General features: G+C 42.3%; 9 protein-coding genes. 8 read left to right on the top strand and 1 reads right to left on the bottom strand.

The window, feature by feature from the left end; all coding sequences use genetic code 11:
- Positions 1-154 precede the first annotated feature (154 nt).
- Positions 155-1,480: an OprD family outer membrane porin gene (locus MSC25_RS03590; RefSeq protein WP_248442596.1), complete on the top strand. Its 1,326-nt coding sequence runs from the start codon at positions 155-157 to the stop codon at positions 1,478-1,480.
- A gap of 102 nt (positions 1,481-1,582) precedes the next feature.
- Here the strand turns inward: MSC25_RS03590 and MSC25_RS03585 are convergent, their stop codons facing one another.
- Entirely contained in the window at positions 1,583-1,975 is a 393-nt protein-coding gene (locus tag MSC25_RS03585) for a DUF2750 domain-containing protein (RefSeq protein WP_004588808.1), read from the bottom strand.
- A gap of 415 nt (positions 1,976-2,390) precedes the next feature.
- Between MSC25_RS03585 and MSC25_RS03580 the strand changes: the two genes are divergently transcribed.
- The 7 genes from MSC25_RS03580 to recD all read left to right on the top strand — a co-directional run bounded on the left by MSC25_RS03580 (position 2,391) and on the right by recD (position 17,441).
- Positions 2,391-3,434: an alkene reductase gene (locus MSC25_RS03580; protein ID WP_121637301.1), complete on the top strand. Its 1,044-nt coding sequence runs from the start codon at positions 2,391-2,393 to the stop codon at positions 3,432-3,434.
- 508 nt (positions 3,435-3,942) lie between these two features.
- Positions 3,943-6,216: a TonB-dependent receptor gene (locus tag MSC25_RS03575; RefSeq protein ID WP_055255334.1), complete on the top strand. Its 2,274-nt coding sequence runs from the start codon at positions 3,943-3,945 to the stop codon at positions 6,214-6,216.
- A 71-nt stretch (positions 6,217-6,287) separates the two neighbouring features.
- A complete protein-coding gene (locus MSC25_RS03570; protein WP_248442638.1) occupies positions 6,288-7,415 on the top strand; it encodes an alkaline phosphatase family protein in 1,128 nt (375 codons plus the stop codon).
- Positions 7,412-8,473, top strand: coding sequence for an alkaline phosphatase D family protein (locus tag MSC25_RS03565; RefSeq protein ID WP_248442593.1), 1,062 nt, complete (start codon positions 7,412-7,414; stop codon positions 8,471-8,473). The genes MSC25_RS03570 and MSC25_RS03565 overlap by 4 nt, the downstream gene beginning before the upstream one ends.
- Before the next feature lie 160 nt (positions 8,474-8,633).
- Positions 8,634-11,936 (top strand): exodeoxyribonuclease V subunit gamma, encoded by a 3,303-nt coding sequence (recC, locus tag MSC25_RS03560; RefSeq protein ID WP_248442591.1) that lies wholly within the window; start codon positions 8,634-8,636, stop codon positions 11,934-11,936.
- Positions 11,923-15,486, top strand: a complete 3,564-nt coding sequence (gene recB / locus MSC25_RS03555) for an exodeoxyribonuclease V subunit beta (RefSeq protein WP_248442589.1) — start codon at positions 11,923-11,925, stop codon at positions 15,484-15,486. The genes recC and recB overlap by 14 nt, the downstream gene beginning before the upstream one ends.
- Positions 15,483-17,441, top strand: a complete 1,959-nt coding sequence (gene recD / locus MSC25_RS03550) for an exodeoxyribonuclease V subunit alpha (protein WP_248442587.1) — start codon at positions 15,483-15,485, stop codon at positions 17,439-17,441. Before recB ends, recD begins: the two co-directional genes overlap by 4 nt.
- Positions 17,442-17,616 lie beyond the last annotated feature (175 nt).

Raw genomic sequence — 17,616 nt, 5'->3', positions numbered from 1 at the left:
TATCCGAGGTTTTGACTTCTCCAAAAGTTAAACGTTTAAAGCGTTTTAAACTATAGTTTTATGTCACTAACGAAATTAAATACCCTAAAACTACGTCACGTTTTTTAGGCTAACATTAGATTCCTCTGCATCAAATACAAGGTAGCTTACGCGTATGAACTTACGAGTTTTAAAACACAATTTAGTAATATGTACAGTATTAGCAGGCGCCTCCCTCCCATCGTACGCTTCTTTTAGTGGGCTTACAGAGCAAGACGAATTTAATATTAAGCTAAGGTCAATTTACTTTGACCGCGATTACGATAACGACGCCAGCGACGACTCAACGTTTGCACAAGGCATAGAGCTCAATTATCAATCGGGCTATTTTAATGACTTAATTAGCATGGGTGTCTCTACTTATACGGTACTTAATTACAACTCAACCGGCAGCGCACAAAATAATATTTTACCCGCAGGGGATGAAAAAGGCGGCGTTGACGATAGTTTTTCTAAATTTGGTCAATATTTTATCGACGTTAAACTTGGCGACAATGGCCATGTAAAAATAGGCGGGCAAAAAACCAAAAGCATGTTGTTAAAAAGCTCAGGTAGCCGCGCAATTCCCAATACTTTTAGAGGCGTATTTGGTGACTACAAGTTTGGCAATACCAAATTATATGGTTACGCCTACGATAAATGGAGCCGCCGCCACGATGACAAGTGGGAAGATTTTTCTACCGACCAGTCAGATAACGGCGCAATTAGTGTTATTTGGGGTGTGGGCGCAAGCTACAAAAAAGACGCGCTAAAAATAGACGCAGAGTATTTAAACTCCCATGACTACTTATCAAAGCTTGGGCTTAAAGGCAGCTACGCTATTAAGCTCGATCAAAGTAAGTTAACCCTTTCAAGTGGCGTATTTACCTCACAAGACGATGGCGATTTATTTGTAACCGGCGCAGAGGGTGGTGATTTAGATGATGAAGATGCACTCGGTGCGGTTTCAGGCGTTACTAAAAGTGAAAACGATGGTTTTGCCTATTACCTAGATGCCAATTGGAAAAAAGATATTTGGACACTAGGCGCCGCATTTACCAAGGTGAACGATGCCTGGATTGAAGATAACTTTAGTGGCGATCACGGGACTAACCCGTTTCCCACGCGCTCATTAATTGGCGCCGATTTAACAAACCAAAATGAGGCAACCTGGCAGGCTCGCTTAGGCGTTGATCTAAAAGCAGTGGCACCGGGTTTAACCACAAAGTTCTATTACACCAGCGGCAGCGATGCAGAAAACTCAAGTTTGGGTAAGGCAGGTGGCACAGCCGATGAAAAATATTGGGCCATTGATACACGCTACAAAGTCGCGGCTGTAAAAGGCTTAAGCCTACGTTGGTTATTTTTAGATTACTCCACAGATGAAACTGGCAGTGTTGATGGTGTTAAAGGAGACAGAGCAGATCATCGTGTATATGTAGATTACACCATCAAATTTTAAGAACTACACCTTATTAAAATTTCAAAAGTAGAGATAAAGTTACACTATTAAAAATGCGGCTAAGTTGTATTCGTTTAAGCCGCATTTAAAACTGCCCCTAAATTAATACTTTCTCTTTTTAGGAATTTTTAACTGGCTTTCAAATTCATCAGGAAAAAGCACCGTGCCGTCGTCCTCTTCGGTAGGGAACACAGCAATAAGTAAGTCGTCTTCTTCAAGGCCGGGTGTCCAGCGGCTAAACCAATCTTTAGTCGGAATGGCTTTTGGGGTACAGCCTTCCCATTCGCCCGTGGCCCAAGCTTGTGCAAAATCGCGGGTTGGCCACACTGGTACACAGTCGTCATCTTCGTTGGCAAGCATTACGCAGCCATCATCGTCGTTTAAAATCCATACTTGTTTGTACTGTTGTACGGTTTCAAACATAAAAGCGAGTCGTTTTTTTGCCCCTAGCCCTAAAATTACGGTTTGTTCTTCAGTCGCATTTGCAGTTGTCATAATTGGCTCACTCTTTATTGCTTCAAATTTGAATTTTACTGTTACAAGTATATCGAGTTATGTGACAGTGTGTTGAAAAATTATTATTTAACCTGAACTCTGGATAATAAATCTATCTCTAGCAGTTATTTTAAGCGCTAACTGCGTTGAATTTACTTGCAATAGGCTAGCTATGGACGCGTAAATTCGCCTTGTTTTTACTGAAAATCTCTGGCTAGAGATAAAATAAGCTTAACTATCATCATGATAAAATATGTTAGTAAATCTCTTAACCAGAGTTCAGGTTATTTAATTTTGTAATTCAGATCTGTTTTGGTACTCCCTAAGTATATTTTGAGCGAGCATTCAAAATTGCCCTTGAATGTTGTTAAAAAGGCCGCATCTCATATGCATACTCTTAATGAAGGATTTAACAATGACCACAGATTTACTGGCACCGTATAAATTAAACGACTCACTTGAACTTAAAAATCGCGTTTTTATGGCGCCTTTAACCCGTTGTATGGCTGATGATAATTTAGTACCCACGCAAGATATGGTGGAATATTATGCGCGCCGTGCCGATGCCGGCTTAATTATTAGCGAAGCCACTATTATTCGCCCAGATGCACAAGGCTACCCAAATACACCGGGGTTATTTACCAGCGAGCAAATTCAAGGCTGGAAAAAAGTAACCGACGCCGTACACGCAAACGGCGGTAAAATGTTTGCACAGCTTTGGCATGTTGGCCGTGTTGCTCACCCTCACTTTTTTGACGGCGAAGTATTAGCGCCATCGGCAATTGGTGTTGAAGGCTCTGTACCACGTATGCGTGAGCTGACATACATTACGCCAAAAGCGGCCACTAAAGAGGATATTAATTCACTGATAGCCGACTTTGCTAAAGCGGCCGAAAACGCCATTGAAGCAGGTTTTGATGGTGTAGAAATTCATGGCGCAAATGGTTATTTAATTGATCAGTTTTTACATTACGCTGCAAATGAGCGCACAGATGAATATGGCCAAACACCTGAAAATATGGCGCGTTTTGCAATAGAAGTGACCGATGCAGTTGTTAATGCAGTAGGTAATGAGCGTACGGCAATTAGGCTATCGCCAGGTGCTTATTTTAATATGGAAGAAGATAAGCGTGATAAAGCGGTATTTGATTATTTATTAGCGCAGCTAGATGACAAAAAACTGGCTTACATTCATGGCGGTATTTTTGATGACAGCACTCAATTTGACTCTTTAGAAGGTAAAACAACCTCGCAGTATTTGCGCGCTAACACTAAAACCAGCCTTGTAGGGGTAGGTAGCTATAGTTTTGATGATGCAAAACAAGCAATAAATAATGACCAGTTTGATTTAATTGCGATTGGTCGTCCATTTATTGCTAATCCAGATTACATTAGTAAAGTGGCTAATAATGAAGAACTTGTTGCTTATAGTGACGAGATGTTAGCTAAACTATTCTAATTAATTAGGGCGTGTTGACCTTTGGCGTTTGAATTTGCAGCAGTATGTTTGGTTTTTAGGCAAGGCAGAGCCTATGAAGTGTGGTTACTCCCCATAAATAGGCGATAACGCAGCATAAATGCCAAACATGCGCTGCCCTTCGGGTTCTGCCTAGGGGCGATAAACTCTTTGTTGCCTACATGGATGTAGGTAAGGGGCGTGAGCAGGACGCGGAAGCTTTACTCGGTTTTTACTTAGCCCACTAGGTTACAAACCTCGTGCCGCGATTTAATCGCCCCTAGATTGAACAAATTTCAATCCGCAAAGATCAACACGCCTAGTATTTATATATAAATCAGCCTAGGTTTTTGTGCTTAGGCTGACTTACAAATGACATAACAAAGCCATAAAAATCCCACATTTTTTTAACACCCCTGTAAATAAACTTCATTTTTGTTGTCATAATTCGAAATCATACTGTGCCCGCTTTCATTATTACTTTAGATAATTAAAACCAAACGGGATCACAATGTACGCTTTAACTAATAAATCGATTTTGAGCATGGCAATTGCTATGGCTGTATCAACGTCAGCTTATGCAAATGACAACGAAATAGAAGAAATAACCGTTACTGCAAAACCAACCAGTTACGCAAATAATGTGATTGAGCCTGCAATGCTTGATCAACAAACAACGGTTTCGAGTGTGTTATCGGTTATCGATAACTTACCTGGCATTAGCATAAACGAAGGCGATGCATTTGGTGGCGATGACTGGTCTACCACAATTACTATGCGTGGTTTTAGTATTGACTCAAACCAGCAGCAATTAGGGATGACCGTTGATGGTATTCCTAACGGTGGCTCAAACTATGGTGGTGGCGCTAAAGCAAACCGTTACCTAGACACTGAAAATTTAGCCACTGTAGAAGTAGGCCAAGGCACCTCAGATATTAAATCGGCATCGCTTGAGGCACTAGGCGGTACATTTAACTTTGTAAGTAAAGCGCCAAGCCTTGATAGCAGCACCACTTTTGCTTACACCTCGGGTAGTCACGATGCGACCCGCTTTTACGTTAAGCACGAAACGGGTACTTTATTTGATAATACACAAGCGTATGTAAGTTACTCGCAAACTGATACTAGCCGCTGGATTGGCTCGGGTAGCAACGGCGGAAAAGATAACCAACACGCAGAGCTTAAATTTGTAACAACGCTTGCTGATTTAACAATTACAGGGCGTTTATCTTACGATGATGTAAGCGAGACTAACTACAACAGTGTAAGTCTTGCGCAATTTGAACAAACGCCAGAGTGGGATCAGTTAACGTGGAACTGGACAGGCGTTCCACATTACGACCAAATGTTTGCTGAGGGCTGGGGTACACTGCGTGAAAATACACTAGCGTATTTAAAGTTTGAGTATGCGCTTTCGCCAACATCGCTTATTACAGTGAGCCCTTATTATCATAAAAACTCGGGCCGTGGCGATTGGATCCCACCGTATTTAACAACTCCAGTAGATGAAAACGGCAACCCAACCACAGAGGGCGGCACTAACGCAGGCTCTTACGGTTTTGTAGATAGCGCAGGTAACGCACTGGCACCAAACGAAGGGTGTACGGCAAGTTTAAGCTGGCCGTGGGAGTCGGGCCCTGGTTTAAACCCAGCATGTTACGACGATACGGCAATACCTGTAATGTCGTATCGTCATACGCATTACAAAAAAGACCGCTTAGGGGTTACTGCCAATTACCAAGCTACATTTGGCATGCACGACATAGAAGCCGGTTTTTGGTATGAGCAAAGCGACCGTGACGAGTCGCGCGATTGGCACAAAGTAATTAATGCCAGCATTTACCACCACTTTGATAGCACGCCATACTGGACCCAGTATAAAAACACCTTTGAGACCGACACCCTTAAATGGTACGCGCAGGATTCAATGGCCCTTGGCGATTTCACGCTTAACGTAGGTGTCAAAAAGTACCTTGTTGATATTGAAAAGTACGACCATTATCAAAATGCCACAACCGCTAAAGTTAATAGCGACTCTGATGTGCTATTTAGTGGTGGTATTTTGTATCAGCTAAATAACTCAACCGAGCTATTTACCAGCTACAGCGAAAACTTTGCTGCTATTAAAGACGGTGTGCTTGAGCGCGACAGCTCTGATTTATCGGCCATTGAAGCTGAAACCGCTGAAAACATCGATTTAGGTGTACGTTATCAAAATAACGCGTTAAACCTGACCGCAACAGCGTATTCAATTGAATTTGATAACCGTATTACGTTCATTGCCCCAGGTAGTGACACTGGCGGTATTGATTACACCATAGGTACAAATGGCTCTTACTTAAACGTAGGGGGTATTGAATCGCAAGGTTTAGAGCTATCGGCAAGTTACATGCTAAGCCCACAATGGAGTGTATATAGCTCGTACACGAATAATGACTCAGAGTACAAAGGCGATGCACCCGGGTTTGAAGCCGGTGAAAAAGTAATAGACTCAGTAGATGACTTATTTGTCCTATCGACCGATTACTTTAGCGGTGATTTCCGCTTTGGTTTATCGGCTAAATACACCGGTGAGCGTGGCGAAGTTGATGGCTATACCGTGGTTGATTTAAACGCAGGTTACGCAACCGATATAAACGCAGGACCATTTAAAGCTATTGATGTTGCCTTTGTTGTTTATAACGTTACCGATAAAAGCTATTTAGCGGGTGGTACGGGCAATGGCAGCACTTACTTTATTGGTGCACCACGTACAGCAGCACTGACGTTATCGGCTACGTTTTAATAGCAATAATGTACAGTAAATAATTAAAAGCCCATCTTTGATGGGCTTTTTGTTAAAGGTACACAGTAATGATGAACTCAATTATAAAAGCCACGGTATTTAGCATCATTGTATTAATCAGCAATACCGCAAGCGCAGCGCAAAATGTAGTGCTAGTGACCCTTGATGGTGTGCGCTGGCAAGAGGTGTTTAGCGGCGCAGATAAAAACCTCATTAATAATGCCGATTTTGTTAAAAACCCAACGCAATTAAATAAGCAATTTTGGGCGCCTACCGCCAATAAGCGCCAGCAATTACTCATGCCATTTTTAACTCAGTATATGGCTAAAAAGGGCGTAATTGTAGGTGATAGAGCAAAAGGCTCTAATATGTCGGTGAGCAACCCTTGGTATTTTTCATACCCTGGGTATAACGAAATTCTCACCGGTGAAGTAGATGAAAAAATTAATAGCAACAATAAAGTATTAAACGCGAATAAAACCATTTTAGAGCGCCTAGATGAGCGTGCAGACTTTAAAGGTAAAACCGCTTTGTTTGGGAGTTGGGATGTATTTCCTTACATTGTGAATACACAGCGTAGTAACGTGTATGTGAATGCGGGTTTTATGCCCATAGAAAACGATTTATTTGCTGATGCTAAGCTTTTAAACGCATTGCAAAATGAAATTCCAAGCCCATGGGAAAACGTACGCTTAGACAGTTTTACTTACCGATTTGCCAAAGCGTATATGCTGGCAAAAACGCCGCGCTTATTAGTCATTAGCTTAGGTGAAACCGACGACTTTGCGCACGATGGCCATTACGACCAGTATTTAAAATCAGCAAGGCAAAGCGATGCGTTTTTAAAAGACTTATGGAACACAATTCAAACTACACCGGGCTATAAAAACAATACAACGCTTATTGTTACCACCGACCACGGCCGCGGAAGCAGTGCAAGTGACTGGCAACATCATAGCTCTAAACGTGCGTTGGCTGAGCTGCATTTAGCAGGTAATAAATTTCCTGAGGGCATTGTCGGCTCTGAGCATATTTGGCTTGCTGCCATTGGCCCTGCAATAAAAGGGCACGGCTTAATTAAAACACAAAATGAGCTTAAACAAGCGCAGGTTGCAGCCACTGTTTTAAGCGCATTGGGTATAAACCCAAAACACCTAAATTCAAACATGGCATCGCCAATAAGTGAGATTTTAAAATGAAGCAGTTAGTAAAACCTATTACACACGCCGTATTAGCATTAGGGTTAGCGTTTAGCGCAAATACTATGGCAGCCCCTTCAAAAATTTTATTTGGCTCGTGTGGGCATCAAGATAAAGACATCCCAATATTTGACACCATTAATAAAGAGCAGGGCGATTTATTTATATTTTTAGGTGACAATATTTACGGCGACACCAACGATATGACGGTACTTGCTAATAAATACCAAAAATTAGGTGCAAAACCAGGCTTTAAAACACTAAAAGCGAATACGCCAATCATTGCGATGTGGGACGATCACGACTTTGGTCAAAACGATATTGGTAAAGACTACTCACATAAAGAGCAGTCTCGCCAAATTATGCTCGATTTTTGGGGCGAGCCTAAAAGCTCACCCAGACGCACCCGCACGGACGGCATTTACACGTCGTATATGTATGGTGAGGATGAGCAAACCGTACACGTAATAATGCCCGATTTACGCTGGAACCGTGATGCGCTTAACCACGTAAGCGAGCTTGAATATTACACTAAGCGTAAGCTTAATAACCAAGGCCCGTATAGTCCAACAGAGGTGAAAGGCGCGTCTATGCTAGGTGAGGCCCAGTGGCAATGGCTTGAGCAAGAGCTAAAAAAGCCTGCGGCTATAAAGCTAATTGCCTCAAGCTTGCAGTTATTACCCGATTTTACAGGGTGGGAGTCGTGGGCTAATTTCCCAGAGGATCGTAACCGTTTATTTGCGTTAATTAAAAAGCATCAAGTGAATGGGGTTATTATCATCAGTGGCGATACGCACTGGGGCGAAATATCAAAGTATCAACAAAACCTCGATTACCCTTTAATAGAAATGACCAGCTCAGGCCTCACTGAAAAGTGGAAAGACGTAAGCCCAAATAAACACCGTGTAGGTGATTACACCCACAATGTGAATTACGGCGATTTAAGCATAGATTGGCAACAAGCAGATCCGGCCATCTCACTTAAGCTTAAAGGGATAGATGGTAAAGTGATTATGCAAAGCGCATTTAGCTTATCAAGCATTAGCCCTTATAAATAAAATGGCCTGAGCAATAAAACGCACAGTGATTAAAATTAACGCTGTGCGTTTAAACTCCCTGCTAACCCGCTGATTTATTAGTGCCAATTTGCTGATTGCGCTACCCCTATAAATGAAAATATCTTAAACTGGTTTTACTTCAAGTAAGGACTCCAGTTGTATGCTCAATATTATTCAATCAAACCGTATGGAAGCGCTGCAGGCTCAGTTTAATCAGCTATTAAAAGTAAACCCGTTGCAAAGCCCATTCGATAAAGAAGTGGTATTAGTGCAGTCGCCGGGTATGTCGCAGTGGCTTAAAATTGGTTTAAGCGAAAACCTAGGGTTAGCCGCGCAGGTCGATTTTCCGCTGCCATCGAGCTTTATATGGCAGTTGTATCAGCAGTTATTGCCCAATGTGCCCAAAGAGTCGGCTTTTAATAAGCCTAACCTTGCTTGGAAATTATTTGCAATACTGCCCAGCTGTATTGATGAACCGCTTTATTTGCCCTTAAAAACCTATTTAGAGGGCGACCTAGACGGGCAAAAAACCTTTGCCCTGTGTGAAAAAATTGCCGATGTGTACGACCAATATTTAATGTACCGCCCGCATTGGATTGCCACTTGGGATAGCGGCAAAGACGAACTTGACGATGTTGATGTAAGCATTGCTCCTTGGCAAAGCGATTTATGGCGAAAGCTGGTGGCGCACAGTAAAGCGCTTGGACAAAGCCAATTTCATCGTGCCAATATGCAAGGGCAGCTACTCGCCGCCCTTGAGAATATGGATAATACCTTACTACCTAAGCGCATTAGTTTATTTGGTATATCGGCGATTGCGAGCTCGCAGCTTGAGGTGTTTGAAGCGCTCAGCAAAAAAACAGAGGTGTTTTTATTCTTTTTTAATCCTAGCGAGCATTATTGGGGCGATGTGGTTGATGAAAAAACAGCAGCCAAAATAAATGCCAAATACGCCAAAATGCCGCTTTTAGAAGCGCAGCAAAAAAAACAAACTAACCCTGATGAAGAATACTACTTTATAGGTAATCCGCTTTTATCGTCATGGGGAAAACTAGGGCGCGACTATTTTGAGCAACTCGTACAACTTGATGCGCGTTGGATTGATGGCTTTATAGATGCGTTTGACGATAGCTTACTGGGCCAAATTCAAAGCGAGATTTACCAACTGGCATTTAAAGGTGAGTCACTTACCGATAACAAGCAGTGGTTTATAAATGATGAGGGCAAATTGCCCATTAGCGACAGCGACACCAGCATTACTTTAAGCGATTGCCACACACCGCTTAGAGAAGTTGAGCGCTTACACGACTATTTGCTCACTTTGTTTAATCAAAACCCGTCGCTCACTCCTAAAGACATTATTGTAATGATGCCTGATGTAGGTACGTACAGCCCGTATATTAAAGCGGTATTTGGCGGCGCGCAAAACACCAGTCGCTTTATTCCTTATGCATTGGCCGATTTAGCCATAGAGCAAGAAAAACCGGTGCTGAGCTCGTTTGCCAGCTTAGCCAATTTGCCGTTTTCGCGTTTTGGTGTCTCGGATATTCTTGATTTACTGCAAGTAACACAAATTGCCGAAAAATTTGCGCTAGAGGCGCACGAGTACGAACAAATTCAATATTGGCTTGAGCGTGTAGGGGTTAAATGGGGTATAAATGCTGAGCACAAAAGTAGCTTTGATTTACCCGCAATAGATTTAAATACCTGGCAGCATGGTTTAAACCGTTTACTGCTAGGCATAGCCCAGCGCGATGAACAATGCCCGTTTAACGGCATTTATAGTGCCGATGAAGTAGAGGGCATGGCGCTAGATACCCTTAATAAACTGGTGCATTTTATTGATGTACTGCAGCGCTTTAAAGATGAGCTAACCCCTGATGATACCCTTAGCAATAAAGCGGATATTTTATCTGAGCTAATAAATGCTATTTATTACAATGAGGGCGAAGACAGCTGGGATTTACTGGTACTGCAAAATGTTTTAGAGGAGCTTAAAAAGCACCACGATAATGGCGATTACGATAAACATGTATCGCAACGAATTGTAAGCTACCTGATAAAACAGGGCATTCAAGAAAAAGGCGTAGGGCAGCGCTTTTTAGTGGGGCAAGTTAACTTTTGTACACTAATGCCTATGCGCGCCGTGCCGTTTAAAGTGGTGTGTATGCTTGGCTTAAACGATGCCGATTATCCACGTACGGTGCAGCCAATAGGGTTTGACTTAGTGCCGTATTCTAAAAAACAAAAAGGTGACCGTTCACGTAAATTAGATGACCGTTACTTATTTTTAGAAGCCCTCCTGAGTGCCCGCGAAAATTTATACATAAGTTACATTGGCCGCTCGTGTTTTGACAATCAACCGCGTATGCCCTCGACCTTAGTAAGCGAGCTTTTAGAGTACATAGGCCGCAGCTTTACGTTAGCAAATAACAGCGAAAAAACGCTGCCTGAGTGTTTAATTAATCAACAGCACTTACAGCCTTTTAATCGAGCGTATTACACAGCAGACAGTGAAGCTGATGAACAGCTGAGTAATCACAGTTTTAATCCTATTTGGCTACCAAGCGAGCGCATAGACGCGCAGCCGCTAACAGCCATTGATGTAACAGCGCCCGCGGAATTAGAGCTTGATGTATTTATTCGCAGTGTGTGCAACGCTCAAGAGAGCTTTTACCAGCAAACACTAGGTTTACGCCTACCTGAATTTAACGAAGTAGCAAAAGATGAAGAGCCTTTTAGCTTAGATGCGCTGCGCCGCTACTTTTATTTAGACGAAATACTGCAAGCCAACATTAATGAGCAACCTTTAAGTACAGAGCAAATATTGCAACGGGGGGAGCTGCCACAAGCCAATGTGGGCAATTTAGTGTATGAGAGCATGGCGCACCGAGTAGATGCACTAGCTGGGCAAGTAAAAGAGCATATTAAAAGCGGCAAAACCGACCCGCTTGAGGTGTCTTTGCGCATAGAAAGCACCACCATTGAGGGCTGGCTTAATCATATTTACCTTCAAAAACAAGTGTTTTACCGAAGTGCCAGTATAAAGGCCAAAGATTTAATTAAAGGCTTTATATATCATCTTGTTGCACAAAGTATGGAGCAAAATGTAGAAACCCTATTACTAGGGCTTGATAAGCAAATTAGCTTTGCACCACTGAGTAAAAATGAGGCCGATGCCTTGCTCAGTGATTGGTTTTCGTTATACCAAGCCTTGCGCAAAGAGCCTGTGGCATTTTATCCGGTAAGTGGCTATGAATACGTTAAAAGTGGTGGCGATATTGGCAAAGCCATTAGCAAGTTTAACCCACAATACATAGGGCGCGGCGAGGGCGAAAACCCGTATATTCGTTTAACGGTGCAATCGCTCAATGACTGCCAAGAAGAATTTATTAAGTGGAGCGAAAAATTACTCTCCCCATTACATGCACATGCAAAGGAGAGTGACCATGCAAGCGCTTAACCCGCTAACAATGCCGTTAAAAGGGCAAAGTTTAATAGAAGCCAGTGCGGGTACAGGTAAAACCTACACCATTACCGGGCTTTATTTACGTTATTTATTAGGCTTGCAAATACCAGGGGAGATAAACACCCCGTTAAGCGTTGAGCAAATATTGGTGGTTACCTTTACCGATGCTGCAACGCAAGAAATTAAAGACCGCGTACGCAGCCGTATTATTGCTGCGCGCGATGCATTACTTGGCCAAAACCCAAATGATGAATTAATAGAAGGTGTAATAGCCGCAGTAGATGATAAACACCGCGCCTTTGATTTACTCGATGCCGCCGCTAAATCTATGGACGAAGCCGCTATATTTACCATTCATGGTTTTTGCCAACGCATGTTAAAGCAGCATGCGTTTGAATCGGGCGTTGCTTTTAACCTTGAATTTATTTTAGATGAGCGCGACATACTGCTCGACACAATTAAGGATTTTTGGCGCGCCTTTGTATACCCACTTAATAAAGAACGCACTGATGCTATTTTAGAGGTGTTTGCAGCCCCTGAATCGCTATTTAGCCAAGTAAGTAGTGTGCTAAATAAAGCCAATGCGAACATAGTGCCGCAAATAAACTTAGATGACGTATTTAAAGCTCGCGATGAGTACATTGCTAAAGTACCCGCTTTTAAAAAAGCAGTGCTGGAGCAAGAGTTTATAGCCGCAATAAAGGGCTCGGGTTTAAGTGGCTCTAAAACACCCGGGCGAAAAGGCAGTTTAACGGCCCTTGAAGCATTTTGTTTAGGTGATGAGTTATTTTTTGAATTTGGCACCAATAAATACTCGTTTGAGGTGTGGAGCAGCGAAAACTTAAGTGATGCCAGTAATTATAAAAAAAATCAGCCATTATTTAGCCACCCTCTGCTTAGCCTGTTTGATGAGCTCAGTGCACTTAATACTAAAATTAATCAGGGTCTTAAAATTGCCGTTGTACAAACCGCAGCTCGGTGGGTTAAACAGGCAATTGTAAAACGCAAGCAAGAGCAAAGTGTGATCACCCCAGATGATTTACTGACTAATTTACACAGTGCTTTAAATGCCGAGCAGGGCGAGGCTTTATCGCAAAAAATAGCGCAGCTATTTCCTGTTGCCATGATTGATGAGTTTCAAGATACAGATCCGATTCAGTACGGAATTTTTAGCAAAATATATGGCCAAGAAAAAACGACGCTTGCCATGATAGGCGACCCAAAACAGGCTATTTATGGCTTTAGGGGCGCTGATATTTTTACCTATATTGGCGCAAAAGAGTCAGTAGAGCCTGAGCAGCAATTTACTTTAGGTACTAATTTTCGCTCAAGCACCGATATAGTAAGCAGTGTAAACAGTTTGTTTTCTAAACATGCCAATAGCTTTATTTATAACGATGCCATACCGTTTAACGCAGTAGCAGCAAAAGGCAAAAAAGCCGATGAAACATTTACAATAGATGGCAAACCTGCCACCGCGTTTGAATTTAATGTATTTGTAGATGAAGCTGCAGATGAAAAAAACAAACCCACCAGCAAAGGCGTTGGGCAAGGGCATTTGGCCAGCTATTTTGCCAATAAAATAGTGACATTGCTTGAGCAAGCCGAGCAAGGGCGAGCGTGCATTGGTAAGCATAAGGTGACCGCTGCCGATATTTGTATATTGGTGCGCGACCGTGTAGAAGCGCAAATAATGAAAAAAGCACTGAGCAATGCCAATATTGCTAGCGTGTATTTATCGCGCGACAGTGTTTTTAGCCAAGAGCTTAGCCACCATTTACTTAACTTTTTAACGGCATTGCATGGCCAATACAACGAGTCATTACTGCGCGGCGTATTAGCCGGGCCGTTATTTTGTTTAAGCTACAACGAAATTTACGCCCTTGCTGATGATGAAAATAAATGGCAAGAGCACTTAAACTTTTTTGCTCAACTTAGCCATATTTGGAACAAGCAAGGCGCAATGGCGATGCTTGAACGTTTGTTAAGCCATAATCAGCTGAGCGCTAAGTGGCAAGGACTTGGCTATAACGTTGAGCGCTGGTTAACCGACTTTAGACACTTAGGTGAAATACTGCAGCAAAAGCAAATAGAGTTAGAAGGCACTTTGCGCTTGCTACGTTGGTTTGCACAAAAAGTAAGCCAGCAAGATGGCGAAACCGTGCAAGTACGCCTAGAGAGTGACGCAAACTTAGTTAAAATTGTGACTATGCATGCCTCAAAAGGGCTCGAGTATCCGCTGGTATTTATGCCTTTTGCCAGCGGCTATCGCGAAACTAAAGAAGCGCTGTATCATCAAAACGGCCAGCTAGTTTACGATTTAAGTAAAAACGAAGACGCCTTAGCACAAGCCGAGCAAGAACGCTTAGCTGAAGACTTACGCTTACTTTATGTTGCCCTTACCCGCGCGGTACATTTTTGTGCACTTGGGGTGTATAACATAGGGCAAGGGCAAAGTAGTCGCTTGGCTATACAAAGTAGTGCATTAGGGCATGTGTTATTTGCAGGGCTTGAGCTTACAAGTAGCCAAACGTGGCGCACCCACTTAAATGAATTTTGCGACGCTCACACCGAAATGCACTATCAGCAATTTACGGCTGAGCAATTGGCCGAACAAGGCCAATTAACACTTAATAGCGCAGTGCAGCAAAGCCAAGCGTTAAGAGTTAATACGGTTACAGCTAACATAGAGCGAGATTGGCGAGCAACCAGCTTTAGTGCGCTGAGCTTTAAAAAGCACACCGATCATATTGAGCCTGGGCGCAGCGATGAAGATCATGAAAAAGATGAATTTGCTAACAGCCAAGATGAAATACCATCGCCTTACAGCTTTCCCAAGGGGGCGAAGCCTGGAAGCTGTTTGCATGAAATTTTTGAACAAATAGACTTTACCAGTGCGCAAGTACACCCTACAAATCCAGAGCAAAATTTAGCAGAGGTAGTAAAACATACGCTGGATAAATACCATATTAGCGAAAGCTGGCAACACGTGACCGAGCAATGGGTGCTTGATTCGTTAACCTGCCCCTTAAACAATGAGGGGTTAAGCTTAAGTCAATTAGCTCCGACAGATTGCCTAGTCGAAATGGAATTTAATTTACCTTTAGATAGTTTAAGCGCACCCAAATTAAACGAAATACTGGTTAAGCATTTTGGTTTTACCCAAAGCAAACTCGAGTTTTCTCATGTAAAAGGCCTGTTAAAGGGATTTATAGATTTAATTTTTTGCTATCAAGGGAAGTATTATATTTTAGATTATAAGTCTAATTACTTAGGTAATACGCCCGCTGACTATGAAAGCGACCAGCTAGAGCAAGCCATGAATAGCCATCAGTATCATTTACAGTATTTAATTTATAGCGTTGCGCTGCACCGATTACTCAAACAACGCATCAGTGATTATGCAATAGAAACCCATTTAGGCGGGGTTTATTATACGTTTTTACGCGGCATGCCGGCGGGCAAAGGGGTTTATTTTAATAAGCTTAGTGCAGAGCAAATCACACTATTAGATGGCTTATTTAGCCAAGGAGCCATGTTATGAGTGACTACCCTATGCAGCAAAGCCTGTTTGATGAGCCGCCAGCACCTGCCCAACCGTTAAATACGGTGGAGCTGCTTGACTACTTATTAGATGAAAAACGCATAAGAATGGTAGATGTAAAGCTTGCCTTAATGCTGTGCGATAACCAGCAAAACGACGTGTTTTATATAGTGTTATTGCTGTGTTTAGCACAGCAAAGCCAACATAGCTGTTTAACATTAAAAGAAGTCGACTGGCAAAACCCGTTTAATTTACGCCAAAGCGACTTTACTAAAACCGAGGGCAATGTACCAAATATTACATCGCCTTTTAACGAAGCCTTTAACTACCTCGATGCGCTTAGCTGTTTAAGTGCCCATAACAGTGTGGGCGAGGCCAAACCCTTACAGTTATTTAACGAACGGCTTTATTTTGCGCGCCTAGCTGATTATGAGCACACCTTAGCTACTCGTTTACTTGCGATGAGTGAGCGCCATTTAAATATAAATACCCAGTTACTCAGCCAATTATTAAATGACTACTTTGTTGATAATTCAGCACTTGCGATTGATTGGCAAAAAGTAGCTTGTGCTATTGCCGCAACAAAAGGCTTTAGCGTTATTACGGGCGGGCCAGGAACTGGTAAAACCACCACCGTGACTAAGCTATTAGCTATTTTACAGTCGCTTTATAAAAGCGCACCTTTAAGCATTAAACTGGTGGCGCCTACAGGTAAAGCGGCAGCCCGTTTAAGTGAATCAATTTTAGGTGCAAAAGAGCAACTTAAAAATATTCCTGAGGATATAAAGGCCTTAATTCCCGATAGCGCACAAACTATTCACCGGCTTTTAGGGGTTAAACCCTTTACTAATAAATTTAAGCATAACAGCACCAACCCGCTGCATTTAGATGTACTTATTATTGATGAAGCCAGCATGGTTGATTTATCACTCATGGCTAAATTAATAGAAGCACTGCCTGCGCATGCGCGTTTAATATTGCTTGGCGATAAAGACCAACTTGCCTCGGTAGATACCGGCAGTGTAATGAGTGATTTATGCCAAGGGTTAGCATTAGGTGAAACGCCTAATTACTCGCAAGCACGATGTGATGAGCTCAATACTTTATGTTTTAAAGGAGAGGCTAAATTAGCGGCGCCTGGGCATAGCGAATTTAAACTAGCCGATTGCATTGCGTTTTTACAACACAGCTACCGGTTTGATGCACAAAGTGGCATTGGCCAGCTTGCGCTGGCGGTTAATACTAACCATAACGGTATTTTAAAATACGTAGAGCAGCAAAGCACACAAGGGCAATTTAACGATGTTATTTTAGATTATGACTTTGTTGCAAAACCCATAGAAAAATTAATAAACAGTGCTGCTAAGCATTACGCTCATTATTTAAATTTAATTGCACAAGGGGCAAGTGTTGCAGATGTTCACGCGGCGTTTTCTCAATATCAATTATTAGCGGCCGTTCGTGAGGGTGATTACGGCGTAAATAGCTTAAACAGCCGCATTGAGCGCGCACTTGTGCAACAAGGGTTAATATCGGTAAGCCCAAACCAGCGCCATTACAGTGGTATGCCTATAATGGTAAGCCAAAACGATTATCAACTTAAGTTGTTTAATGGTGATATTGGTATTTTAATGCCCGATGAAAGCGGGCAGTTAAAAGCGTTATTTATTGATGAGCAAAACACGGTTCGGGCGTTTTCACCCGCGCGCCTGCCTGCTCACGATAAAGTGTATGTAATGACCATACATAAATCGCAGGGCTCGGAGTTTAGTTATACGGCTATGGTTTTACCGCCGCTTAAACATGCCAGTATGGGCGTAAATAGACAGCTGGTCTACACAGGCATAACACGTGCTAAAAAAACCTTTGAGCTGGTGGCCGATAAAAAAGTACTGCAATTGGCCATGAGCAAAAGCGTATCAAGAGCCTCAGGATTGTATGAAAGACTAAAGTAGTTAACCTACTTTACTGATGATTATTTATTCTAATTACCTTTTATAATGTGGGTTAATGCTTAAAAAATGTAGTAGTAAATTTAATGTTTCTCGGAATCAGAAAAATAGCGACTTCTGTACTTTAATCTTCATAACAGTTTGATGGGCTTAAAATCATTCAAAAATACTGTAGTAA

It is taken from the genome of Pseudoalteromonas sp. 1CM17D, assembly GCF_023161805.1.
GTDB lineage: Bacteria > Pseudomonadota > Gammaproteobacteria > Enterobacterales > Alteromonadaceae > Pseudoalteromonas > Pseudoalteromonas atlantica.
The sequence above is the reverse complement of the archived record's forward strand: the minus strand, read 5'-3'. Positions and strand labels throughout refer to the sequence as shown.